A 22,752-nucleotide genomic window follows, 5' to 3' on the forward strand; every position below is an offset into this window, starting at 1 on the left:
TGAAAACGCGTTTCATCACACAGGGTTAGCATAGGTCAGCTTATTCCGGTGGCAAAATGCCGGTTTCTGCTTTCTAAAGCCAAAGCGCGGCAAAGGCTATGGCGTCTCGGGTTTATCTTCGGACCAGCGGGCGGCGTTGACGTCCACCTTAACCGGCAGCAGCCCGATGGCGGTGAATTTATCCGCCAACTGCTGTTGCTGCCTGAACACCTCCGGCGACATGCGCTGGCTGCCGAACGGCATGCGGGCGATGGCTCTGGCCCAAATGGCCTGATCCAGGCCGGTGCTCTGAGCGAGGATCGCCGCCGCTTCCTGCGGATGGCCGTTGGCCCAGTCGCTCAGCACGCCGAGCTGTTGAATCACCTGCTTGGCGCTGTCCGGGTAGGTTTCGGCAAAGCGGCGGCTGGCGAGATAGAAGGTGTAGTGCGGCACGAGGCCTTCCGCGTCTTTCAGCAGGCGGGCGTTGGCATGGGTTTCCACCTCGGCGTAGTAGGGATCCCAAATCACCCAGGCGTCGACGCTGCCGCGCTGGAAGGCGGCGCGGGCATCGCTCGGCGGCAGATAGACCGGCGTGATGTCCTTGTAGCTCAAGCCGGCCTGTTCCAGCGCGCTCACCAGCAGGTAATTGACGTCAGACCCTTTGTTCAACGCCACGCGTTTCCCTTTCAGATCGGCCACGGAGCGGATCGCCGAATCCTGCGGCACCACGATGGCTTCGGTTTTCGGGCTGGGCGGCGAATGCGCCAAATAAACCAGATCGGCCTTGGCGGCTTGCGCGAAGGCCGGCGGAGCGTCGCCGGTCGCCGCCAGATCGATGCTGCCGACGTTCAACCCTTCCAACATCTGTGGGCCGGCGGGGAATTCTATCCAGCGAACCTTGATACCCTGCGGCTCCAGGGTTTTTTCCAGCGTACCGCGGTATTTCAGCAGCGCAAAAATGTTGGCTTTCTGGTAACCGATGGTGATTTGCTGCGGTTTCTCCTGCGCGCCGGCCGGCAGGCTAAACAGGCCGAGCAGCAGGGCGGCGATCAGCGGCGTTGTGAGTTTTCTCATCATGATCTTCCGATAGGCGAAGTGAACGGTAGCGATGACGCGCTGGGCGTAACGCCATGAAACGGCATTTAAATTTTCCTGCGGCGGGATAAGGGCGATGATAATGAGCGGCGCAGTGGCGTGTAAAGCGCCCGCTTATGCTGAATAATGCCTTGCTTAGCCATAAATGAGCTTAATCGGGAGAGGGTGAGCTCGACGCTACGCCGCGTCACGCTCACGCGAACGCGCCAGTAACAGCGGAACCAACAGATACAGGGCGGCGGCCAACGCCCAGACCAGGCCGGGCCAGACATCGCGCGTGGCGGCGTACAGCGCCGTCGCGACCAGCGGTCCCGCGACGCCGATCAGGCTGCCCATGCTGGCCAGCGTCCCTTGCAGCTCGCCCTGATGATCGTCGTCCACCTTGTGCGCCATCAACGCCTGCAGCGCCGGCAGCGCCATACCGCCCGCGGCGAAGAACGGCAGCAGCGCAAAGGGCGCCCAGCCGCGGGTGGCGATCGATAACAGCACCAGACCCAGCGCGTCGGCCGCCAGGCCGATCAGCAGTGCCTTGCGCTCGCCGAGCCGTGCGACCAGCGGGCCGATGGCGAAGGCCTGCGACAGCGCGTGGCAGGCGCCGTAACCGGCCAGCGACAGGCCCGCCACCATCATGCTCCAGCCGAAACGATCCTGACCGTATAAAATCCACAGCGTGGCCGGCGCCTGTGAAACCAGCGCCATGATCAGGTAAATACCGGCCAGCGGCAGCAGGCCCGGTTTGCCGTGCAGCCGACGCAATGACGAAAATGGATTAAGGCGGATTTTCTCGGCGGCGCGGGCGCGGGGTTTACGCGATTCCGGCAGCAGGAAAAACGCCATGATCAGGTTGAGGGCATTCATCGCCGCCGCCGCCAGGAAGGGGGCATGCAGATGCCATTCGCCCAGCGATCCACCGAGCAGCGGACCGACGATAAAACCGACGCCGAACACCGCGCCCACCAGGCCAAAACGCCGCGCGCGCTGGCCGGCGGGGGTAATATCGGTGACGTAAGCGGTGGCGACCGCCATGTTGGCGCCGGTGATGCCCGCCAGCAACCGGCCCAGATAGAGCCAGGCCAGCGTCGGCGCGAACGCCATCAGCAGATAGTCGGCCGCCGCGCCGGCGAGCGAAATCAACAGCACCGGACGCCGGCCGAAACGATCGCTCAGTGCACCGAGGATCGGTGAAAACAGGAATTGCATCAACGCATACGCCGCCAGCAGCGCGCCGTAATGCACGCTGCCGGCGTCGAGGCCGCCCAGTGAGCGCAACAGCGCCGGCAGGATAGGCATGATCAGGCCGATGCCTACCGCATCCAGCAATACCGTCAACAAAATAACCAGCATAGGTTTTTTCAAAATTGCGACTCTAACAGTGATAGAGTATTGAGTATTCCATAGTAACCCTATCAGTGATAGAGAGATGAGCGAAAAAAATACCGCGACGCGTTTAACGCGAGAGACCGTCCTGCGCGGGGCGCTAGCGTTGTTGAATGACATCGGCATCGATGCCCTGAGCACCCGTCGCCTGGCACAACATTTGGGGGTGCAATCTCCCACGCTCTATTGGCATTTCAAGAACAAGGCCGAACTGCTGAAGGCGATGGCGGAAACCATCATGTTGGATCACCGTGAAGAGGTGCCCGCCGACATGCCCTGGCAGGATTGGGTCGTTACCAATGCGAGCCATTTCCGTCGGGCGCTGCTGGCTTACCGCGACGGCGCGCGTCTGCATGCCGGCACCCGGCCGCAGGAACCGCAATTCGCCATCATTGAGGCCAAGGTGGCGCTGCTGTGTCGGGCGGGGTTGACGCCGGAACGCGCCGTTAATCTGCTGTTCGCCGTCGGACGTTTCGTGGTGGGCTGGGTGCTGGAAGAGCAACAAATGCAGTCGGACGATGCGCTGAATGACGCCGATCGCCGGCGTTACCCGCTGCTGTGCGAAGGCTGGGAAACATTGCAGGATAAGGGGGCAGACGCGCTGTTCGAAGCCAGCGTGCGGCTGTTGGTTGACGGCGCCGAGGCCGAATTGACGATCGACAATAATCACGGCCAGCAATCATAAAACCGGGCTTATCTATAGGAAATTTATAGGAAATACCCACTTTTCGTTAAAGCCATGGCGGCTACATTCCCTTAACATTATCATGTCTTTTGATGATAATTATTAGCACGCTGCTCAATTGTTCTTCGCAGTGATGTTACGGATTAAATCCGTTTGTTTAAGGGATAGTTTCACCATGGAAATCAATGTTAATGGCCGGGTGGTTCCACTCGGCAATCTCGCGCCCGACACGCCGCTGCTGTACGTTTTACGCAACGATCTGCAATTGAATGGCCCCAAATACGGCTGCGGCCTGGGGGAATGCGGCGCCTGCACGGTGCTGATCGACGGCGTCGCCGCGCGCTCTTGTTCAATGCCGCTGTCCGCCGTAGGAAGCAAATCCGTCACTACCCTGGAAGGCTTAGGCACACCGGACGCGCTGCATCCAGTGCAGCAGGGGTTTGTCGATGAGCAGGCGGCGCAGTGCGGTTACTGCATCAACGGCATGATCATGACGCTGGTCGCGTTGTTCGAACGCGAGCCGGAGGCGGACGAGCAAACGATCAAGAAAGCGCTGGCCTACAACCTGTGCCGCTGCGGCACTCACCTTGAGATCTTGCACGCCGCCGAGCGCGCCCGCGACCTGTTGGCAGCACGGAGGCAAGCATGAGCCGCCTCGAACTGACTCGCCGCCAGTTGTTGCAGGCCGGCGGGGTGGTGATGGTCAGCAGCCTGCTGCCCGCGCCGTTTAACGCCTTCGCCGCCGAGGCGGTTGTAGCGCCTGCCGATCTGCCGCTGGATCGGGTGGACAGCTTTATCAGCCTCACCGCCGACGGCCGGGTAACGGCCTTCAATGGTCACGTCGATCTGGGTACCGGCATTCGCACCGCGCTGGCGCAGATCGTCGCCGAAGAAATTTGCGTGCCGTTCGAGCACGTCACGATGATCCTTGGCGATACGCAGCGCACGCCGGATCAGGGGCCGACCATCGCCAGCGCCACCATTCAGGTCACGTCGGTGCCGCTGCGACAGGCGGCGGCGCAGGTGCGGCACATGCTGACGGCGTTGGCGGCCAAAGCCTTCGAACTGCCGGCCGAACAGCTGACTGCGGCGGCGGGGCAGGTATTTGTGACCAAAAACCCGGGGCGCTCACTGAGCTATGCGCAGCTGGCGAGTGGGCAGAATCTGCACGTGATGCTGGATAAAAACGTTCAGTTGAACAGCGAACACCAGAATCGCTACGTCGGCCGCGCCGTTGCCCGGGTCGACATTCCGGCCAAAGTGAGCGGTGGGCTGACCTACGTGCACGACCTGCGCTTGCCCGGCATGCTGCATGGCCGGGTGGTGCGCCCGCCTTACGTAGGCGCCGACAGCAGCGCCCCGCTGGGCGGCGGCCTGCTGTCGGTGGATGAAAATTCGATCGCGCACCTGCCGGGCATCGTGAAACTGGTAGTGATCAACGATTTCATCGGCATCGTGGCCGAGCGCGAGGAGCAGGCGATCGCCGCCATGCGCCAGCTGAAAACCAAATGGAAACCCTGGGCCGGGTTGCCGGATCTGTCGCCGGAAGCGCTGCCCGCCGCGCTGGAAGCCAACCCGAAAACCGACCGCGTCCTGCGCGACGATGCGGGCACGGACGCCGCGCTGGCGGCGCTGCATACCGCAGTGCAGGCCGACTATGTCTGGCCCTACCATCAGCACGCCTCGATCGGCCCTTCCTGCGCGGTGGCGGAGGTTAAAGACGGGCGGGCGCAGGTGTGGTCCGGCACGCAAAACCCGCACGATCTGCGCAAAGACATCGCCACGCTGCTGGAATTGCCGCCTGAGCAGGTGCACATCATCCGCATGGAGGCCTCCGGCTGCTATGGCCGCAACTGCGCCGACGACGTCTCGGCGGACGCGGCGCTGTTGGCACGGGCCACCGGCCGCCCGGTGCGGGTGCAGCTGATGCGCGAACAGGAATCCGGCTGGGAGCCGAAGGGCACCGGCCAGCTGATCCGGGTGCGCGGCGGCCTCGACGCGCAAAACCGGGTGGCGGCCTACGAATTGAAAACCAGCTATCCCTCCAACAATGCGGTGACCTTGCCGCTGGTGTTGACCGGCAAGGTGGCCAACCGGGCCGATGTGCAACAGATGGGCGATCGCACCGCCATTCCGCAATACGCGTATCCGCACATGCGGGTGATCTGTCAGGACGCCGCGCCGATCGTGCGGGCGTCGTGGATGCGCGGCGTTTCGGCGCTGCCCAACGTGTTCGCCCATGAATCCTGGATCGACGAACTGGCCTGGCACGCCGGCGAGGACCCGATCGCGTTTCGCCTGCGTTACCTGAGCGATCCGCGCGCGGTGGCCTTGATTGAGGCCCTGAAGCGGCAAGCCAACTGGCAAGACGGCCCGGCGTACCGGTCGCACGCCGCCGGCGCCGAAGTGGTGAGCGGCCGCGGCTTTGCCTATGCCCGCTACTTCCACAGCAAATTCCCCGGCTTTGGCGCCGCCTGGGCGGCCTGGGTGTGCGATCTCAGCGTCAACCGCCTTTCCGGGCAGATCACGCTCGATAAAATCTTCGTGGCGCATGACTGCGGGCGCATGATCAACCCGGCCGGGGTGCGCCATCAGGTGCACGGCAACATTATCCAATCCGCCAGCCGGGTACTGAAAGAGTTTGTGACCTTTAACGAGACGGGGGTGACGTCATTGGACTGGGGCGGCTATCCGATCCTGCGCTTCGACGAATTGCCGCAGATCGATATCCAGCTGATTGACCGCCCGGACGAAGCGCCGATGGGTGCCGGCGAGTCCGCCTCGGTACCGAGTGCGGCGGCGATCGGCAACGCGCTGTTTGACGCGCTCGGCGTGCGTCTGCGCGAGGTGCCGTTTACGCCGGCACGGGTGCTCGCCGCGCTGCGCGCCCAGGCCGGCCATTAATCCCCCGTAACGAACAAGGACAGCAAAGATGAGTAAGATGAAAAAAATCGTCGGGTGGGGCGGCGTCACGGTGATCGCCGTTGTGGTGGCCGGCGTGGTCGCCAGTTGGCAGCCGGAAATCGCGCCGCTCGCCGCCGATGCGACCCACCGTTTCAGCGAGGCGCAGATCGCGCGCGGCAAAACGCTGGCCGACCTCGGCGACTGCGCCGTGTGCCACACCCGTGCGGGCGGCGAGCGCAACACCGGCGGGCTGGCGATGGAGATCCCCTTCGGCACCATTTACACCACCAACATCACGCCGGACGTGGAAACCGGCATCGGAAGCTGGAGTTACGCGGCGTTCGAACGCGCCATGCGCCACGGCGTCGATCGCCAGGGCCGCTATCTCTATCCGGCGTTTCCCTATACCGCCTTTACCCGCACTCGCGACGAGGATCTGCAGGCGCTGTACGCCTACCTGATGTCGCAGCCGCCGGTCAAGTACCGGCCGCCGGCCACCGATTTGCACTTTCCGTTCAATATTCGCCAGGGCATCTTTGCCTGGAACCGGCTGTTCCTGACGCCGGGCGCGATGCCGGAACAGGCGGCCCAAAGCGCCGACTGGAACCGCGGCGCGTACCTGGTCGAAGGGCTGGGGCACTGCAGCGCCTGCCATTCGCCGCGCAACGTACTGTTCGGCGAGAAAACCGGTGACGAGCACCTGGCCGGCGGCGTGGCGGAAGGCTGGACGGCGCCAGCGTTGACCGGCCGCTCACCCGCGCCGCTCGCCTGGACGCAGCAGGATCTGGTCGATTTCATGCGCACCGGCTACTCGGCCAACCACGGCGTCGCCGCCGGCCCGATGGCGCCGGTGATCGAAGAAGGGCTGTCGCGCTTGCCGCAGGCCGATCTGCAGGCGATCGCCGTCTATCTGCGCAGCTATCATCCTGAAACGGCGGCGGGCGCTACGGCGGCCACGTTAAACGCTCAGGCGGAACGGCAGGTGGAGCCTCTGAGTTCGGAAGGGGCACGGCTGTTTTCCGGCGCCTGCATGGCATGCCATGCGCAGGAAAAAGGCGCGCAGATGGCGGGGGTGCGACCGTCTCTGGCGCTGAACACCAACCTGTTCGCCGATGCGCCGGACAACGCCATTCGTGTGGTGCTGGACGGCATACAGCGGCCGGCGAACGCCGAGCTGGGCTATATGCCGGGTTTTCGCCATAACCTGAATGACGCGCAGATCGCCATTCTGCTCAACTACCTGCGGCAACATTACGCCGGTCAGGCGCCGTGGCCGGACTTGGCGGCGCAGGTCAGCCGTTTGCGCGCCGAAACCGCGCAGAAATAGCCGCCTGGGGCTGGACAGCCGCGCCGCGGTGACGACAATAGACCTTTTCACATGGACAGAGGCAGTAAAATGAATACGTTAGACGCGATCCGCCAACGCCGCGCCACCAAGCAGTTCGATACGCAGTACGTGATGACGCTCGAAGAGAAAAAAGCGCTGTTGAACATTGCGCTGCAGGGCGCACCCAGCGCGTTTAACCTGCAGCACTGGCGCCCGCTGCTGATCGAAGATCGCGCGCAGCGCGAGAAAATTCGCGAAGCGGCGTGGGGGCAGGCGCAGGTGACCGACGCATCGATGCTGGTCGTGCTGTGCGGCGATCTGTCGAGCTGGGAGTCACAGGTTAAAAACGTCTGGGCCGAGGCGGCGGAGCCGGTACAGCAGTTCATGATCCCGGCCGTCGATCAGTATTATCGCGGTAAGCCGCAGGTGCAGCGCGACGAAGTGATGCGCAGCAGCGGCATCTTCGCCCAGACGCTGATGCTGGCGGCCAAGGCGCAGGGCTACGACTCTTGCCCGATGGACGGATTTGATTTCGACGCGGTGGGTGAGATTATCAATAAGCCGGCGCACTATCAGATCGCGCTGATGGTCGCCATCGGCAAGGCGGCGGGGCAGCCTTATCCGCGCATCGGCAAACTGCCGTTCGACGACGTGGTGAAAACCGACCGTTTCTGATCTGAGCGGTGAATGACAAAAGGGAAGGCTTGCGCCTTCCCTTATTTTTTGGTGACGCACAGTTCGTTCCAGTAGCTGAAACGGATGCGCCGTTGCAGGCGGTGATGCCACATAGAAAACTCCTTCTACCCTACACGGTTTAAATAAATAGCACCGCGCCGGACACAAGGCGAATGCCTTATTGTGCATAGCTTGCCCGTCGGGCGGGATTAACCGATTTTACCGGCCCGGTGCGCGGCGAGCGTCCATCGCCAGCCGAAGTTCATGCCCGCTGCCGCGCCGAGAATGGCCAACGTGCCCAGCAACTGCAGCAGGCTGAGACGGTGCCCGAACACTGCCCAGTCCACCACGATCGCCACCGCCGGGTAGATGAACGACAGGGCGCCGACCAGGGCCGCGGGGATCTTCTGAATGGCGCCATAGAGCAACGTGGACATCAAACCGGTATGCACCAGGCCGAGGGTTGCCAGCAGCAGCCAGTCGATGGGGGCCGCAGGCGGCGTGGCCAGGCCGGCGAACGGTGCCAGTGCCAACGTGCCAACGGTCAGTTGAATCAACACGATGAGCTGCGGCGGCAACGCGGCCAGCCGTTTGACGATCGCCGCCGCAATGGCGTACATCAGGGCCGCACCGAGCGCCAGTACCACGCCGAGCAGGTAGTCATCGCCGCTGCCGCCGCTTTGCCGGCCGGCGACGATCAACACCATCCCCGCGAACGCCAGCAGAAGCCAGCCCAGCCGGTTAGCCGTTAGTTTTTCGCCGAACAGCAGCGCCCCCAGCGCCACCAACATAAACGGCTGAACATGGTAGGTCACGGTGGCGACAGCGATCGAAGCATGCTGATAGGCAGCAAACAATAGCGTCCAGTTGAGCACCAGCGCGATACCCCCGAGGATGGCGACAGCCAGCTGCCGCCGGTTGATTGCGCCGGGTTTCAACTGCCCAAGCGCGGCGCAGGTCGCCAGCATGGCCAGCGCGCCGAACGCGCAGCGCCAAAACACCACCGTTGTGGGCGGCTGCCCTAAAACGAGTACCGGCCAACCGACGGTGCCTGAGATGGTCATGGCGAGGATCATTTGCACTGCGCCGCGCGTCTTTGTTTTCATGTTGTTGCCCTCGCTGCCTGACCGTACTTGTGGTGAAGCCGCTTAATCATTAAAATGAACAATTGGACATTATGATGAACACGCATGCAGCCGTTCGTCAAGTCGAACAATCGGATGATATAGCGAACGATGAGCAATAACCTGATGCAGAACATTACGCCGATCGGCCTCTTGTCGGCGGCGATCCGCCGCGAGCGTGAGCGATTGAACCTGTCGGTGACCGAGCTGGCGAAGCGCGCGGGCATCGCCAAGTCCACGCTGTCGCAGCTCGAAGCCGGCAGCGGTAATCCCAGCCTGGAAACGCTGTGGGCGTTGGCGATGGCGCTGGACGTGCCGGTCAGCCGACTGATTTCGCAACCCAGCAGGCCGGTGCAAGTGATCCGCGCCCATGAGGGAACGCCGGCGCTGTCGGAGCAGGGCAACTACGCCGCCACGCTGCTGGCCACCTGCCCGCCGGGCGCGCAGCGCGACATTTACCGGCTGCGGGTGCAACCCGGAGAGGCGAAACTTTCCCGGCCACATCCCCCCGGCACCGTCGAGCATGTGATCATCAGCAGCGGGCGAGCGCGCCTCGGGCCGGCGGAGCAGCCGCTGGAGCTGAGCGCCGGCGATTACATCAGCTACTCCGCCGATCGCGAGCACGTTTTCGAAGCGCTGGAGCCGGAGACCACCGCCGTGATGTTGATAGAACAGGGTTAGCCCGGGCGTTGAAGGTCCGTTTATTGAAAATGATTCTCAATTATATTAGTGTGCCCGCCTGTTTTGACGCCGGGGCAGGCGCGTAGCCCGGCGTCGCCGTTTATTGCCCTTCAAGGACCGAAGATGAAAATCGCTATTCCTTCCCTGCTGTTATTCGCCGGTTTGACGGCAACGCACCCGGCCACCGTGTTGGCCGCTACACCGCCCGTCGCGGCGGATCAGGGCCAGAACGACACGGCCAACAACGATTTCAGCTTCGTGCGCTATCGCGCGGATTACCGCGTCAACGCCAACGCCACCAACGTGAAGACGGAAAGCTACGAAGTGCTGCTGAAGACCAAGGCGGCGGTCGAAAAATTCAGCCAGATCCGCCTGAGCTACAGCGAAAAAATGGAAACGCTGGAGGTGGTCGCCGCCTACACGCTGACTGCCGACGGCCAGCGGCACGACGTGGCGCCCGATCGCATCTATACCCAGGAGAGTTACACCAGCGCCACGGCCCCGCTGTATGCCGACCGCAAAGTGCGCGTCATCGTGTTCTCCAACCTGGCGCCGGGCTCGCGGGTGGTGTATGAGCTGCGCCGCACGCAAAACACCCCGTATTTCCCCGACTATTTCGGCCTGTGGGAGACGTTCAGCGTTTTCGATCAGTTCGACGACGCCGAAGTGACCCTGCAGGCACCGGCCAAGCTGCCGATGCATATCTTCACGCGTGGCGTGGAAGGCGGGGACAAGCCGCAGATCCGCAACGGCCAAGCGCACTGGCGCTGGCATTATTCGCGCAGCGCGCCGATGAAATCACAAAACTGGGCAGCGGACAGCTGGACCTTCAGCCCGACCATCATGGCGAGCACCTACCGCGAGTGGCCGCAGTTGGCCAAGGCCTATCAGCTGAAGGCCGGTGCGGCGGCGAAGGTGACGCCGGGCATCCAGGCACTGGCAGACAACATCACCGCCGGCATCAGCGATCGGCGCGAGCAGGCGGAGGCCCTCTATCGCTGGGTGGCGCAAAACATTCGCTACGTGGCGGTGTATCTTGGCAACGGTGGGCTGGAGCCGAATTCGGCGCAGAGCATTCTCGACAACCACTACGGCGACTGTAAGGACCACGTGGTGATCCTGGAGGCGCTGCTCGCTGCCAAGGGTATTGAAAGCTCACCGGTGCTGATCGGTATGGATGAAGGCCCGTTACTGCCTAAAGTGCCGCTGCTCAGCCGCTTTAATCACGCCATCACCTATGTGCCGGAGTTCAAACTGTACCTGGACTCCACCAATCCCTGGGCGCGGTTCGGGCAACTGCCGCAAGGCGATCTGGGGGCGCCGGTGCTGCTGACGCGCGACGCCAAGCTGGCGCGCACGCCGGGCAGCGATGAGCAGCCGGTCAAGAGCGCGCTGAGCGTCGATTTCGTGTTTGACAAAGCGGGCAATCTGCACGGACAAACCGAGCGTCGGCTGAGCGAAGTGGAAGAAATTGACCTGCGGGGCTATTTCTCGCAGATCAACCGGCAGAACCGGGCGCAGGCCGAAGCGTCGATCATGTCCGCCTCCGGTATCGACGGCAGCGGCGAAGTGGCGATGAACAGCGATCCGCTGGATCTCAAAAAACAGTTCGGTTACCGTTTCCGCTTCAAGGCGGACGACTACGTCGATTTCGGCGTGGTGGGCGGCATGACGCTACCTAATCCGCCCGGTGGCAAATCGTTCCGCACGCTGTATACCACCACGGCGGCACCGGACAACGAAACGCCGTTCTACTGCAGCGCGCAGCGCTACGACGAAACCTACCGTCTGCAGCTGCCGGCCAACGTGCCGATCATTGCCATTCCGCAAGACAGACAGTTCCGCAATGCGGCGGGCGACTATCGCGTGGCGTGGCGGCGCGACGGGCAGCAGGTGATCGTCAATCACCACCTGCAGGTGAACGCCATTCGCGGCAAGGAAGCGCTGTGCCAGGCGCAGGATTACCCGGCGTTCCGCGAGCTGTTCCAGCAGGTGCGGCGCGGTTTCCGCGGCCAGGTGGTGTACGGCGAATTGGCCCACGGCAAATAAGCCGCGGCCCCGTAGTCGGATAAAAATGGCCCCCACTCAGATACCAGTGGGGGCCGTAGCGTTCCCACTAAGCGATCTTAACCGCGCGCACCTCTTTGGATCTCAACTTCACGCGGATCGGCACCGATTTATACGAAGGCGTGCCGCTCTCCTCATCGATGTAATGCAGCGGCACCAGCACGTTGGCCTCCGGGTAGTAGGCGCCGACCGAACCGGCTGAGATGTTGTAGGCGATCACCGTGATGCCTTCCAGGCGCTGGGTGCTGCCGGGCAGCGCCGTTTCCAGATCGACCACGTCGCCATGTTCCAGCCCCAAACGTTGCAGATCGCTGTCATTCATGAACAGCACGTCGCGCCGGCCGAAGACCCCGCGGTAACGGTCATCCAGGGCATAGATGGTGGTGTTGTACTGATCGTGGCTGCGCAGCGTTATGAGCCGCAGCGTGTCTTTGTCTGTCGTTATCTCGTCCTCATGCAGCCCGCTGAACACGGAAAACATCGCTTTGCCCGTCGCCGTCGGCCACTGGCGTTCGGTCGGCGGCAGCGGCATGCGGAAACCGCCGGGTTGACGAATGCGCACGTTGTAATCGTCGAAGCCGGGGATGGTTTTTTCGATCAGCTCGCGGATCACGTCGTAATCTTCGATCAGTTCATCCCAGGGCACCTTGCTGGCGGGCATCACCGCTTTGGCCATGCCGGCCACAATGGCGGGTTCCGAACGCAGCAGTTCCGACGCCGGTTTTAATTTGCCGGATGACGCATGCACCATCGACATCGAATCCTCCACCGTCACCGATTGCCGCCCGCCGGCCTGCATGTCCAGTTCGGTGCGGCCCAGGCAGGGCAGAATGAGGGTTTCTTTTGCCACCAACAGATGGCTGCGGTTGAGTTTGGTGCCGATATGCACGCTTAACTCCAGGGCTTTCATCGCCGGGAAGCTCTGCTCGGGGTCCGGCAATGCTACGGCGAAGTTGCCGCCCAGGCAGATCAACGCCTTCGAGGCACCATCGATCATCGCCTGCATGCATTTCACGGCATCGTGACCATGGGCTTTGGGCGGCGTGAAGCCAAACACCGTTTCCAGCTTTGCCAAAAAATCGGCCGACGGTTTTTCGGTGATGCCGACGGTGCGGTTGCCCTGCACATTGGAGTGGCCGCGCAGCGGGCAGATGCCGGCGCCCGGTTTGCCGATGTTGCCGCGTAGCAGCAGCAGATCGGCGATCAGGCGCACATTGGCCGTCCCTTTATTGTGCTGCGTAATGCCCATGCCGTAGGTCACGATGGTGGCGTTGGATTTTGCGTAGGCGGTGGCGACCCGTTCCAGGTCCTGGCGCGCCAGGCCGCTCTCCGCTTCGATAGCCTCCCAATGGGTGGCCGCCAGATCGGCGGCGAAAGCGGCAAAGCCTTGCGTGTGCTCGGCAATAAAGGCGTGATCCACGGCGTTGCCTTGTGTTTCATCCAGCTGCAGCAGCGCTTTGGCGATGCCTTTGAGCGCTGCGGCGTCGCCGCCGGCCTTGACCTGATAGTAGGTGGACGCGATAGGGGTCGAACTGTAGGTCGCCATTTCGATGACGTTTTGCGGATCGGTGAAACGCTCGAGCGCCCGCTCGCGCAGCGGGTTAAACACGATAATCGGCACCTTTTTACGCGCCAGTTCATGCAGCGTGCCCATCATGCGCGGGTGATTGGTGCCCGGATTGTGCCCGATGGAGATAATCAGCTCCGCGCTGTCAAAGTCGTCCAGCGACACGGTGCCTTTACCGATGCCGATCGACTGGGGCAGGCCAACGCTGGTCGGCTCATGGCACATATTGGAACAGTCGGGGAAGTTATTGCTGCCGAACTCCCGCGCAAACAGCTGGAACAGATAGGCCGCCTCATTGGACGCCCGGCCGGAGGTATAAAACTCCACCTGCTCCGGCGGCAGCGTTTGCAAAACGGCGGCGATGCGTTGAAACGCCTCATCCCAGGCCAGCGGGCGCAAGGTGTCCGTCCCGGCGTCATAGCACAGAGGGGTTGTCAGGCGGCCATAGTCTTCCAACTGGTAATCGGTTTTCTGCAGCAGCGACGTTACGGTGTTCTGCGCCAGAAATTCGGGCGTCACGCGCTTGCTGGTCGCTTCCCAGGTCACGGCTTTGGCGCCGTTTTCACAGAACTGGAAGGTAGATCGATGTTCTTTATCCGGCCATGCGCACCCCGGACAATCAAAACCGTCGGGTTGATTGGTGCGCATCAGCGTCACCGGCGCTTCTAAGGTGTCCATCTGCGTGCGCACGGCGATGGCCGTCGCTTTTAGTGCGCCCCAACCGCCGGCGGGCCCATCGTAGGGATGCACCCCGGGTACTGCTCGTCTTTTCGCCATTGTTGATTGCCTCCGACATCGCTTACGATAAATGCAGGTGATTGATTTACTGAAAATATTATTTTTATCGTCCAAGATGGAACGCAAGCGCCGTCGCCGTTAAACGCGAGCCTGTCGATTCAGTATAGATGAGTGAAAAAGGGAGCAACGTCAGTCTGTGCGGGGAGAACGGCGGCCCGGCGTGGCTGAAGCGGGCCGCCGGCGCGTTACTTTTTCACCACCAGTCCGACGCCGCGGCCGCGCGGATCTGATGCGGTTTCCGGCGTGCGGCCATCGATGCGGATAGCCTGAATATCCCCCATGTTCCAGCCCTGGTCTTCGAGGGTGTAACCCACGGCCTTCAGCTCGTCTGCCGGTTTGCCGGTCAGCGGCGCAAAGCTGTCATAGTAGACGGTGTCCTTCGGCAACAGCTGATGGTGCACGCGCTGGGCGGCCACCGCCTGCGCCAGCGGCAGGTGGTAATCGTAGAGGTTGTTGATCACCTGGAAGATCGAGGTGAAGATGCGTGAACCGCCCGGGGTGCCGATCACCAGAGTGACGTCGCCGTCGCGGGTGATGATGGTCGGGCTCATCGAGGAGAGCATGCGCTTGCCCGGCTCGATGGCGTTGGCGTCGCTGCCCACCACGCCGAAGGCGTTGGCGACGCCGGGTTTGGCGCTGAAGTCGTCCATCTCGTCGTTAAGCAGGAAGCCGGCGCCTTTGACCACCACGCCGCTGCCGAAGTCCCAGTTGAGCGTATAGGTGTTGCTGACCGCGTTGCCGGCGGCATCGACGATCGAGAAGTGGGTGGTTTGGTGGGTTTCCAGCCCCGGCCGCACCTTTTCGGTCGGCGAGATCGCCGTCGGGTTGATCTCGGCGGCGCGTTTTTTCAGGTAGTCGGGGGCGATCAGCTGCGCTTCCGGCACCTGGGTGAAGTCCGGATCGCCGAGGTAGTCGGCGCGATCGGCGAACACGCGTTTTTCGATTTCCGCCAGCAGGTGGATGTAGCGCGCCGAGTTCAGCGGCACGCCCTTGAAGTCGGCGGCGCGATCTTCTTTGATCCCCAGCAGCTGCGCCAGCGCGATGCCGCCGGAGCTGGGCAGCGGGGCGGTATACACGGTGTTGCCGCGCCAGCTGATGCGCATCGGTTCACGCCATTTCACCCGATAGTCGGCCAAATCCGCCGCGCCGATCAGCCCGTTGTCGCGCTGCATTTGCGCCACCAGCAGGCGAGCGGTTTCGCCGTGATAAAAATCGTCGGCGCCCGATTTGGCGATGCGCTCAAGGGTGGCGGCCAGCTCCGGCTGCTTGAACACCGTGCCGGGCTTCATGGCGCCGAAATAGTCGCCGAAGTTGGTTTTACCGGCGAACAGCTTGTTGGCGTCTTCACGGTACTGATACTGCTGATCCGCCACGGTGAAACCTTGCCGGGCGTAACCGATCGCCGGCGTCAGCAGCTCGGCCCAGGGCAACTTGCCGAAGCGTTTATGCGCTTCCCACAATCCCAGCACGGTGCCCGGCACGCCGGCGGCGCGGCTGCCCACCAGGCTGAGATTCTCGATCACTTCGCCTTTCTCGTTCAGATACATAGTTTTGCCGGCGGCCTTGGGCGCCACTTCGCGGTAGTCGAGGAAATAGGGTTTGCCGTCGACGTACAGCGTCATAAAGCCGCCGCCGCCGATATTGCCGGCTTCAGGGTAGGTAACGGCCAGGGTAAAGGCGGTGGCGACCGCCGCATCGACCGCATTGCCGCCGGCCTGCAGAATGTGCGCGGCGACCTTGGCGCCATACTGATCCGGGGCGGCGACCGCGCCGGCGGTCAGTTCGGCGGCAAAGGCAGCGGGAACGGTGCAGGCAAGGGCCACGCTCAGAGCTATCGTTTTCAATAAACCGGCAGACATAGAAGATCCTTTTAGCGATGTTCAGTTATCAGGTGAATTCAACTAATTATTTTGAAACAGCAGGTTAGCGCGTTTTCTTCGGGCTGTTGCGACGCTTTATTGAAAGTAGCAGCGGGCAGGCGGGGCCGCCTGACCAGAGTAGCAAATCGTGACGTGGCGCGTTATGCGCCGGCGGGCAGCGCCGACTGCAGCCATTGGCAGAAGTGCCGGACGAGCGGATTGTGTTCGCTGTCGCGGTGCAGCAGCCACGCCCAGTTGGCGCCGCGCACGCGTTGCTCGGTTAACGGTTGCAGCAGCCCGGCGTCGCGCGCGTGTTGCGCCAGCAGTTGGCTGACCAACGCGATGCCGAGGCCGTTGCAGGCGGCGTCCAGCAGCAGACCAGGATCGGAGAAGTTCAGCCCGCTGTCTCGCTGGCCGACGTGCGCGCCGCCCGCCACCGCCCAGTGGCTCCAATCCATCTCGTGTTCGCCGTGCAAGGTCACGCGCTGCTCCGGCGTCAACGCCAGCAGGCTGGGGTGGCAGGCGGGGTAGAGTCGGTCGGTACAGAGAACGTTAAAGGTGCAGTCCGCCTGCGCGCTGAGATCGTCACGGATCGCCAGATCGATGCTGTCCGTCGCCATATCCGGCGGTTCAAAGCTGGTGAACAGCCACAGATCGATCTGCGGATGCTGCCGATTGAAATCGCCCAGCCGCGGCGTCAGCCAGTGGCGGGCAAAGGCCGGGGTGGTGTTAACGATCAGTTGGTTGGGTTTGCGGTACTGATCCAAACGGCGAATGCCGACGGCCAGCTGTTGCAGCATCACCTGTGCGGTGCTGAACAGATCGTGGCCGGCGTCGGTCAGCGCCACGCTGCGGCCGGTGCGGAAGAACAGCGGTTGCTCCAGAAACGCCTCGAGGCTGCGGATTTGCTGGCTGATCGCCGACTGAGTCAGGTGCAGCTCTTCGGCAGCCTGATGAAAACTGCCCAGGCGCGCCGCCGCTTCGAAACCGCGCAGGGCGCTCAAGGGGGGCCAGTGTTTTAACATTATCGATAAGCCTGTCTAATCAGATATCCGCTAAATATATCGTTTGTCGCGGTGGCAGGGGAAGACTAGCATGGGATTCAAGCGCTGGAGCGTAAAAAAACCGGCTAACAGTTTGAATTTAAATCAATTTAAAGAGGCTATTTATGTCAACGCGTCGCACCTTTATCAAGCAGCTTTCGGCGGTGGCCGGTGTGAGCTTGACGGCATCATTGGGCATCCCGTTACGCGGTCACGCGAAAGCTGCGCTTAATCCGGCCTGGCGGATGCCCGACGAAGGGGAACCGCAACAGCGGGCGTTTCTCGCTTTCGGCGCGCAGCGTGCGATTTGGGGCGGGTTCACCGCGGACGTGCAGGCAGCGCAGGGGCGCATCGCCCGCGCCATCGCCGACTTTCAGCCGTTGACGGTTTTTTGCCGCGGCAATGAACGGCAATTGGCTGAGGCCACCTGCGGCAGTCACAACGTCAGCTATGTTGTCACTGAGCTGGATGATATCTGGATGCGCGACATCGGCGCCAATTTCGTCGTCAATGACGCCGGCGAACTGGGCGCGGTGGATTTCAACTTCAACGGCTGGGGAGATAAGCAGCAACATGCCAGGGATGCGCGTCTGGCAGGGTTTGTCGCCAGGCGATACGGCGTCGCTCAACCGCGCTGCAGCGCGCTGGTAGGCGAAGGCGGCGGCATCGAGGTGGATGGGCACGGCACCGGCATCATGACCGAGAGCAGTTGGGTGAATACGAACCGCAACCCGGGCTGGAGCCGAGACCGGGTTGAGCAAGAGCTGAAGGCGATGCTCGGCCTGCGCAAAATTATCTGGCTGCCGGGCATTAAAGGCCGGGACATCACCGATGCCCACGTCGATTTTTATGCCCGTTTCGTGCGGCCTGGCGTGGTGGTGGCCAACCTGGATACCGATCCGGCCTCTTATGATCATGCGGTTACCCAAGCGCATCTGGCGATCCTCAAAGCAGCGACCGACGCCGACGGCCGCACGCTGCAGGTACATACGCTTTCGCCGCCGCGGGCACCGCGCGAAAGCCGATTCAGTCGCCGCAACCCCGATTTCGCGGCGGGCTACATCAACTATTTCGTCATCAACGGCGCGGTGATCGCCCCGGAGTTTGGCGACCTGCAGGCGGACAAGGCGGCGTTTGAACTGCTGTCGGCGCTCTATCCGCAGCGCAAGGTGGTGCAGCTGGAGATCGACGCCATCGCCGCCGGCGGCGGCGGCATTCACTGCGTGACCAGCCAATTGCCGGTGCATGGCAAGCCAGACCAGTGAATGTTCAAAAAATGCGCACGCGGTTGTTTGTCGCCATAGGGTGTGATTGGCTGAGTGGAAACATAAGGAGGCCATAATGAACGACTCACCCTTGAGCATTCCCACCTGGTATCGCGATCCGCACGCAGAACAGGCCATGGCCGAAGGCCATGCGCCCATCTGGCGGCATCTGCTGAGCCTGGTGCCGGAACACGAATTGTCCGGCGTCAAGGTGCTGGACTTCGGCTGCAATCAGGGCGGTTTTCTGCGTCTGTTGCACCAAATCCGGCCATTTCGTGAAGGGCTCGGCGTTGATATCGCCCGCCAATCCGTCGAACACGCCAACCGCCTGAAAGGAAACCTGCCGATCGGTTATCAAACCGACACGCGGTTGACGGGTTATGAGAACCACTTCGATATCGCCTTCAGCCATGAGGTCATCTACCTGATCGAAGATATCGCGCAGCATGCCGCCGATATGCTGCGGGTGCTGAAGCCGGGTGGCGTTTATTATGCGGTGACCGGTTGCCACACCGACAACCCGCTGTGGCCGCAATGGCGTGAAAGGGTGGCTGAACAGACGCATACCGTGGTGCAGGATCGCGCTCTGGACGACTATGCGCGCATTTTCTCCGCCGCGGGATTCCAGGTCTCTGCCCGCCGGCTGGGCTTTTCCGGCTTCGTGCCCTATGAGCCGGACGGCTGGATGCCGAATATCGCGGCGGCGATCGACTACTATTGGCACACCAAAACGGTGTTTAGACTGGTTAAACCCCCAGTGCCGGTGAGTTAACGCGCCGGGCCGATGCCGTAGCGCAGCAGGGCAATGGCGTGGCGGGCGATATCCTCGGCGTTTAGCTGGCCTTTATCCCGTTCGCGCCGCCATTTGGGTGCGGTGGCCAGCGGCAGCAGCGTGATGCCGAACAGCGTAAAGAACAGCAGGGCAGGCTCGAGATCGGGATTGAGTTTACCCTGCGCCTGCCAGCGTGCGATGGCTTGCAACGCGATCTGATGGCGTTCATTACCGAATCGTTCATCCATTCTCTGTTTCAATACGCCACTTTCACTCATGACCTCCCGCAGCCACAGCGGGGCGAACCAAGGGTGTTCCAACGCGATGTCGATAAAACGTTGCGCTAGCTGGGTGAACGCGGTGACGGGATCGTCCGCGTTGGCGTCGAACACCTCGCCGGCCATCTTGCGCACTGGCAGAAAGCGCTCTTCGATCAGCACGTCCAGCAACTGTTCCCGGTTATGAAAGTAGTAGTGCAGCATGGCCGGGGTGACGTTTGCTTCGCGCGCAATGGCATTCAATGAGGTGTCTACGATCCCCTGGCGGGCAAACAGGTTCAGCGCGGTATCAAGCAAATGCTCGCGTTTGTCCGCCCCTTTGGCACCGCCGCTCGGCCGGCCGGGGCGGCGAGGCTTGGCGGGAGTTTGAACGTTTCGTGCTGTCATCGCGATAAGATCCATTGACCGGAAAAAAGGATGACTCATATATTAATTATGTGATTAATTAATTACAAGTGAACTGACTCCGATGACGATTGAAAACCCGACAATCCGGCCCGATCACGGCGGGGCGCCTGCCAAGGCGCCTTCGCTCCCGTTGCTGTTTTCCGCGTTGCTGCTGGTGATGCTACTGGCGGCGCTGGATCAAACCATTGTCTCCACCGCGCTGCCGACCATCGTCGGCGAGTTTGGTGGTCTTGAGAAACTGTCCTGGGTGGTGACAGCCTATCTGCTGTCTTCCACTATCGTGGTGCCGCTGTACGGCAAATTCGGCGATCTTTTCGGCCGCAAGATTGTGCTGCAAATCGCTATTTTGCTGTTTTTGCTTGGGTCGGTACTGTGTGGGCTAGCGCAAAACATGACACAGCTGATTATGATGCGCGCGCTGCAAGGGTTGGGCGGCGGCGGGCTGTTGGTGGTCACTTTGGCGGTGGTCGGCGACGTGATCCCGCCGGCGGAACGCGGCCGTTATCAGGGGCTGTTCGGTGGGGTATTCGGCCTGGCCACGGTGGTGGGGCCGTTGATCGGCGGCTTACTGGTGCAGCATTTTTCCTGGCGCTGGATTTTCTACATCAATCTGCCGCTGGGCCTGTTCGCCCTGCTGGTGATTGGCGCGGTATTTCAGTCGCAGGTTAATCGAGTGCGACATGAAATCGACTTCCTCGGCGCCGGTTACCTGGCGATGGCGCTCACCTGTATCATCCTGTTCACCAGCCAGGGCGGCACGGTAATGGCCTGGTCGGACGGCCAGCTGTGGTGCATTCTGGCCTTTGGCCTGGTGTCGCTGGGCGGCTTTATCTATGAGGAACGTCTGGCCGGTGAACCGATCATTCCCCTCGGGCTGTTTCGCAACCGCACCTTCGTGCTGTGCGGCCTGATCGGCTTTATCGTCGGCATGTCGCTGTTCGGCTCCGTAACTTTCCTGCCGCTGTATCTGCAGGTGGTAAAAGGCTCGACGCCATCGCAGGCCGGGATGCAGCTGCTGCCGTTGATGGGCGGCCTTATGGTCAGCTCGATCATCAGCGGGCGGATCATCAGCAAACGCGGTAAATATCGCCTGTTCCCGATCGTCGGTACCCTGTGTGCGCTGGGGGCGATGACGCTGCTCGGCACCCTGACCAATAACACGCCGGTGCAACAACTGTATCTGTACCTTTGCCTGCTGGGATTGGGGCTTGGCATGGTGATGCAAGTGATGATTTTGGCGGCGCAAAACAGCGTGGAGCCCCGACATATCGGGGTCGCGACGTCCAGCGCCACGCTGTTCCGCTCTATCGGCGGTTCGATAGGCGTGGCGGTGTTCGGGGCAATTTTCACGCAGGTGTTGCACACCCGTTTGGCGGCGCTGTTGCCGGAAGGCGCGCAGCTGCCGCGCGCGCTCGGCGCAGAAGCGGTGCACCATTTGCCGGCGGCGCTGCAGCAGGATTACCTGCAGGCCTTCGGCGGGGCGATCCATTCGGTGTATCAAATTGCCGCCGGGGTGATGGCGCTGGCTTTTGCGCTGACCTGGCTCTTGAAAGATGTGCCGCTGCGGCACAAATAATCCCGATACCGGCCGCTCCGGCCGGCTCAGCCCGACGGACTTTTACCGAATCCTTACGCAACCCTTTCAGAAGCGAATGTCTGCATTCGATATATTGAGAATAGTCATTCTCAATGGGATCGTATTGCAATGCAGAGAAAAACGCTTTTGGTGCTTGGGCTGTCGCTGTTGCTGGCTGCCTGCGATGGGCAAAACGCCGGTGCGCCGACGGGCGCAGGCGGTGAGCAGGAGGTCGGCGTCGTCACGCTGCGCGGCCAGTCAGTGACCCTGAGCAGCGAGTTGACCGGCCGGGTCAACGCCACCATGACTTCCGACGTGCGGCCGCAGGTCGACGGCATCATCAAGCAGCGGCTGTTTACCGAAGGGGCCGAGGTGAAAGCCGGGCAGGTATTGTACCAAATTGACCCCGCCAGCTATCAGGCCAGCTACGATCAGGCCGCCGCCCAGCTGAAAAACGCCCAGGCCACGGTGCAATCCACCCGGCTCAAATCACAGCGCTATGCGGCGCTGGTGAAAGAGAACGGCGTTTCTCAGCAGGATGCGGACGATGCCAAAGCCGCCTATTTGGCGGCCGTGGCGTCGGTGGCCCAGTATCAGGCAGCGCTGGAGACGGCGCGCATCAACCTCGCCTATACCCAGGTGCGGGCACCGATCGCCGGCCGCATCGGCATCTCATCGGTGACGCCGGGCGCGCTGGTCACCGCCAGCCAGACCGATGCGTTGGCCACCATCCGCGCGTTGGATCCGATCTATGTCGATCTGACCCAGTCCAGCGCCCAGTTGCTTAAACTGCGCCGTCAGCAGGCCGCTTTGCAGCGCGGTGCGGTCACGCCGGTCGCCATCAAGCTGGAGGACGGCACGCCTTATGCCCACGCCGGCAAGCTGGAGTTGACCGAGGTGGCGGTGGATGAGGCCACCGGTTCGGTCACGCTGCGTGCGGTGTTCCCCAACCCCGAGCATGAGCTGCTGCCCGGCATGTACGTCCACGCCACGGTGGATAACGGCGTCGATCCCAAAGCCATTCTGGCGCCGCAGCAGGGCATCACCCGCAACGCCAAAGGGGAAGCCACCGCGTTGGTGGTGGACGAGCAAAACAACGTGGCGCAGCGCACCGTCAGCGCCGAACGGGTGGTGGGCAGCAACTGGCTGATCGGCAGCGGGCTGAACGAAGGCGATCGCCTGATCGTCGAAGGCACCGGCAAGGTCACGATCGGCGCCGCGGTGAAGCCGGTTGAGGTTTCAGTCGACAAAACCCAACGCGGGGAGCAGTGA

18 protein-coding genes are annotated in these 22,752 nt (G+C 62.2%); 11 read left to right on the forward strand and 7 right to left on the reverse strand.

The genetic code is table 11. The features are described 5' to 3' along the window. Positions 1–96 precede the first annotated feature (96 nt). Together ACJ8HA_RS05380 and tet are read right to left on the reverse strand one after the other, a co-directional pair. Positions 97–1,053 carry a sulfonate ABC transporter substrate-binding protein gene (locus ACJ8HA_RS05380; RefSeq protein WP_197769585.1) on the reverse strand — a complete coding sequence of 319 codons (957 nt, stop codon included), beginning with the start codon at positions 1,051–1,053 and terminating at the stop codon, positions 97–99. Between the two features lie 198 nt (positions 1,054–1,251). Further along, positions 1,252–2,577 carry a Tet(A)/Tet(B)/Tet(C) family tetracycline efflux MFS transporter gene (tet, locus tag ACJ8HA_RS05385; protein ID WP_306789722.1) on the reverse strand — a complete coding sequence of 442 codons (1,326 nt, stop codon included), beginning with the start codon at positions 2,575–2,577 and terminating at the stop codon, positions 1,252–1,254. Here tet and tetR point away from each other — a divergent pair. The 5 genes from tetR (at position 2,495) to ACJ8HA_RS05410 (ending at position 8,042) form a co-directional block, all read left to right on the forward strand. Further along, complete coding sequence (tetR, locus tag ACJ8HA_RS05390) at positions 2,495–3,136, forward strand: tetracycline resistance transcriptional repressor TetR (protein ID WP_043143511.1); 642 nt, start codon at positions 2,495–2,497, stop codon at positions 3,134–3,136. The two genes, tet and tetR, sit on opposite strands and share 83 nt — an antisense overlap. A 175-nt stretch (positions 3,137–3,311) precedes the next feature. After that, complete coding sequence (locus ACJ8HA_RS05395; RefSeq protein ID WP_141998134.1) at positions 3,312–3,785, forward strand: (2Fe-2S)-binding protein; 474 nt, start codon at positions 3,312–3,314, stop codon at positions 3,783–3,785. Then, complete coding sequence (locus tag ACJ8HA_RS05400) at positions 3,782–6,040, forward strand: xanthine dehydrogenase family protein molybdopterin-binding subunit (RefSeq protein WP_262237138.1); 2,259 nt, start codon at positions 3,782–3,784, stop codon at positions 6,038–6,040. The genes ACJ8HA_RS05395 and ACJ8HA_RS05400 overlap by 4 nt, the downstream gene beginning before the upstream one ends. A gap of 28 nt (positions 6,041–6,068) precedes the next feature. Continuing rightward, a complete protein-coding gene (locus ACJ8HA_RS05405; protein WP_197812582.1) occupies positions 6,069–7,367 on the forward strand; it encodes a c-type cytochrome in 1,299 nt (432 codons plus the stop codon). 69 nt (positions 7,368–7,436) lie between these two features. Next, positions 7,437–8,042, forward strand: a complete 606-nt coding sequence (locus tag ACJ8HA_RS05410) for a nitroreductase family protein (RefSeq protein ID WP_025302894.1) — start codon at positions 7,437–7,439, stop codon at positions 8,040–8,042. 209 nt (positions 8,043–8,251) lie between these two features. On the opposite strand, the gene ACJ8HA_RS05415 is transcribed toward ACJ8HA_RS05410, so the two are convergent. Next, entirely contained in the window at positions 8,252–9,148 is an 897-nt protein-coding gene (locus ACJ8HA_RS05415; RefSeq protein ID WP_442515232.1) for a DMT family transporter, read from the reverse strand. Positions 9,149–9,277: 129 nt separating this feature from the next. On the opposite strand from ACJ8HA_RS05415, the gene ACJ8HA_RS05420 reads away from it, so the two are divergent. Beyond that, on the forward strand, positions 9,278–9,847 hold the full coding sequence (locus ACJ8HA_RS05420; protein WP_043143518.1) for a helix-turn-helix domain-containing protein: 570 nt from the start codon (positions 9,278–9,280) through the stop codon (positions 9,845–9,847). 123 nt (positions 9,848–9,970) lie between these two features. After that, positions 9,971–11,896, forward strand: a complete 1,926-nt coding sequence (locus ACJ8HA_RS05425) for a DUF3857 domain-containing protein (RefSeq protein WP_442515233.1) — start codon at positions 9,971–9,973, stop codon at positions 11,894–11,896. A gap of 67 nt (positions 11,897–11,963) precedes the next feature. Here ACJ8HA_RS05425 and ACJ8HA_RS05430 read toward each other — a convergent pair whose 3' ends face one another. The 3 genes from ACJ8HA_RS05430 to ACJ8HA_RS05440 form a co-directional block, all read right to left on the reverse strand. Further along, positions 11,964–14,258 carry an FdhF/YdeP family oxidoreductase gene (locus ACJ8HA_RS05430; protein ID WP_442515234.1) on the reverse strand — a complete coding sequence of 765 codons (2,295 nt, stop codon included), beginning with the start codon at positions 14,256–14,258 and terminating at the stop codon, positions 11,964–11,966. 206 nt (positions 14,259–14,464) lie between these two features. Beyond that, positions 14,465–16,138: a gamma-glutamyltransferase gene (gene ggt, locus ACJ8HA_RS05435; RefSeq protein ID WP_442515235.1), complete on the reverse strand. Its 1,674-nt coding sequence runs from the start codon at positions 16,136–16,138 to the stop codon at positions 14,465–14,467. 161 nt (positions 16,139–16,299) lie between these two features. Next, positions 16,300–17,163, reverse strand: a complete 864-nt coding sequence (locus tag ACJ8HA_RS05440) for a LysR substrate-binding domain-containing protein (RefSeq protein WP_442515236.1) — start codon at positions 17,161–17,163, stop codon at positions 16,300–16,302. 143 nt (positions 17,164–17,306) lie between these two features. Here ACJ8HA_RS05440 and ACJ8HA_RS05445 point away from each other — a divergent pair, with 143 nt between their 5' ends. Together ACJ8HA_RS05445 and ACJ8HA_RS05450 are read left to right on the forward strand one after the other, a co-directional pair. Continuing rightward, entirely contained in the window at positions 17,307–18,446 is a 1,140-nt protein-coding gene (locus ACJ8HA_RS05445; RefSeq protein WP_442515237.1) for an agmatine deiminase family protein, read from the forward strand. A 76-nt stretch (positions 18,447–18,522) separates the two neighbouring features. Further along, the gene (locus ACJ8HA_RS05450) at positions 18,523–19,218 is read left to right on the forward strand and encodes a class I SAM-dependent methyltransferase (protein ID WP_167324322.1); all 696 of its coding nucleotides are present in this window, start codon (positions 18,523–18,525) and stop codon (positions 19,216–19,218) included. On the opposite strand, the gene ACJ8HA_RS05455 is transcribed toward ACJ8HA_RS05450, so the two are convergent. After that, a complete protein-coding gene (locus tag ACJ8HA_RS05455; protein ID WP_225735578.1) occupies positions 19,215–19,883 on the reverse strand; it encodes a TetR/AcrR family transcriptional regulator in 669 nt (222 codons plus the stop codon). The genes ACJ8HA_RS05450 and ACJ8HA_RS05455 overlap by 4 nt on opposite strands. Positions 19,884–19,965: 82 nt before the next feature. Between ACJ8HA_RS05455 and ACJ8HA_RS05460 the strand changes: the two genes are divergently transcribed. After that, positions 19,966–21,480, forward strand: a complete 1,515-nt coding sequence (locus ACJ8HA_RS05460; RefSeq protein ID WP_099817266.1) for an MDR family MFS transporter — start codon at positions 19,966–19,968, stop codon at positions 21,478–21,480. A gap of 129 nt (positions 21,481–21,609) precedes the next feature. Beyond that, positions 21,610–22,752, forward strand: coding sequence for an efflux RND transporter periplasmic adaptor subunit (locus tag ACJ8HA_RS05465; protein WP_043143535.1), 1,143 nt, complete (start codon positions 21,610–21,612; stop codon positions 22,750–22,752).

The organism is Serratia sp. CY33802, from assembly GCF_052169095.1.
Lineage (GTDB): Bacteria > Pseudomonadota > Gammaproteobacteria > Enterobacterales > Enterobacteriaceae > Serratia > Serratia bockelmannii.

Bases quoted from the DNA above. Each gene is read 5' to 3' on its own strand.
- ACJ8HA_RS05380 (WP_197769585.1), bottom strand. From the start codon at position 1,053: ATGAGAAAACTCACAACGCCGCTGATCGCCGCCCTGCTGCTCGGCCTG.
- ggt (WP_442515235.1), bottom strand. From the start codon at position 16,138: ATGTCTGCCGGTTTATTGAAAACGATAGCTCTGAGCGTGGCCCTTGCC.
- ACJ8HA_RS05465 (WP_043143535.1), top strand. From the start codon at position 21,610: ATGCAGAGAAAAACGCTTTTGGTGCTTGGGCTGTCGCTGTTGCTGGCT.
- ACJ8HA_RS05395 (WP_141998134.1), top strand. From the start codon at position 3,312: ATGGAAATCAATGTTAATGGCCGGGTGGTTCCACTCGGCAATCTCGCG.
- ACJ8HA_RS05420 (WP_043143518.1), top strand. From the start codon at position 9,278: ATGAGCAATAACCTGATGCAGAACATTACGCCGATCGGCCTCTTGTCG.
- tetR (WP_043143511.1), top strand. From the start codon at position 2,495: ATGAGCGAAAAAAATACCGCGACGCGTTTAACGCGAGAGACCGTCCTG.
- ACJ8HA_RS05425 (WP_442515233.1), top strand. From the start codon at position 9,971: ATGAAAATCGCTATTCCTTCCCTGCTGTTATTCGCCGGTTTGACGGCA.
- ACJ8HA_RS05405 (WP_197812582.1), top strand. From the start codon at position 6,069: ATGAGTAAGATGAAAAAAATCGTCGGGTGGGGCGGCGTCACGGTGATC.
- ACJ8HA_RS05450 (WP_167324322.1), top strand. From the start codon at position 18,523: ATGAACGACTCACCCTTGAGCATTCCCACCTGGTATCGCGATCCGCAC.
- ACJ8HA_RS05415 (WP_442515232.1), bottom strand. From the start codon at position 9,148: ATGAAAACAAAGACGCGCGGCGCAGTGCAAATGATCCTCGCCATGACC.
- ACJ8HA_RS05460 (WP_099817266.1), top strand. From the start codon at position 19,966: ATGACGATTGAAAACCCGACAATCCGGCCCGATCACGGCGGGGCGCCT.
- ACJ8HA_RS05455 (WP_225735578.1), bottom strand. From the start codon at position 19,883: ATGACAGCACGAAACGTTCAAACTCCCGCCAAGCCTCGCCGCCCCGGC.
- ACJ8HA_RS05430 (WP_442515234.1), bottom strand. From the start codon at position 14,258: ATGGCGAAAAGACGAGCAGTACCCGGGGTGCATCCCTACGATGGGCCC.
- ACJ8HA_RS05400 (WP_262237138.1), top strand. From the start codon at position 3,782: ATGAGCCGCCTCGAACTGACTCGCCGCCAGTTGTTGCAGGCCGGCGGG.
- ACJ8HA_RS05410 (WP_025302894.1), top strand. From the start codon at position 7,437: ATGAATACGTTAGACGCGATCCGCCAACGCCGCGCCACCAAGCAGTTC.
- ACJ8HA_RS05440 (WP_442515236.1), bottom strand. From the start codon at position 17,163: ATGTTAAAACACTGGCCCCCCTTGAGCGCCCTGCGCGGTTTCGAAGCG.
- tet (WP_306789722.1), bottom strand. From the start codon at position 2,577: ATGCCGATGTCATTCAACAACGCTAGCGCCCCGCGCAGGACGGTCTCT.
- ACJ8HA_RS05445 (WP_442515237.1), top strand. From the start codon at position 17,307: ATGTCAACGCGTCGCACCTTTATCAAGCAGCTTTCGGCGGTGGCCGGT.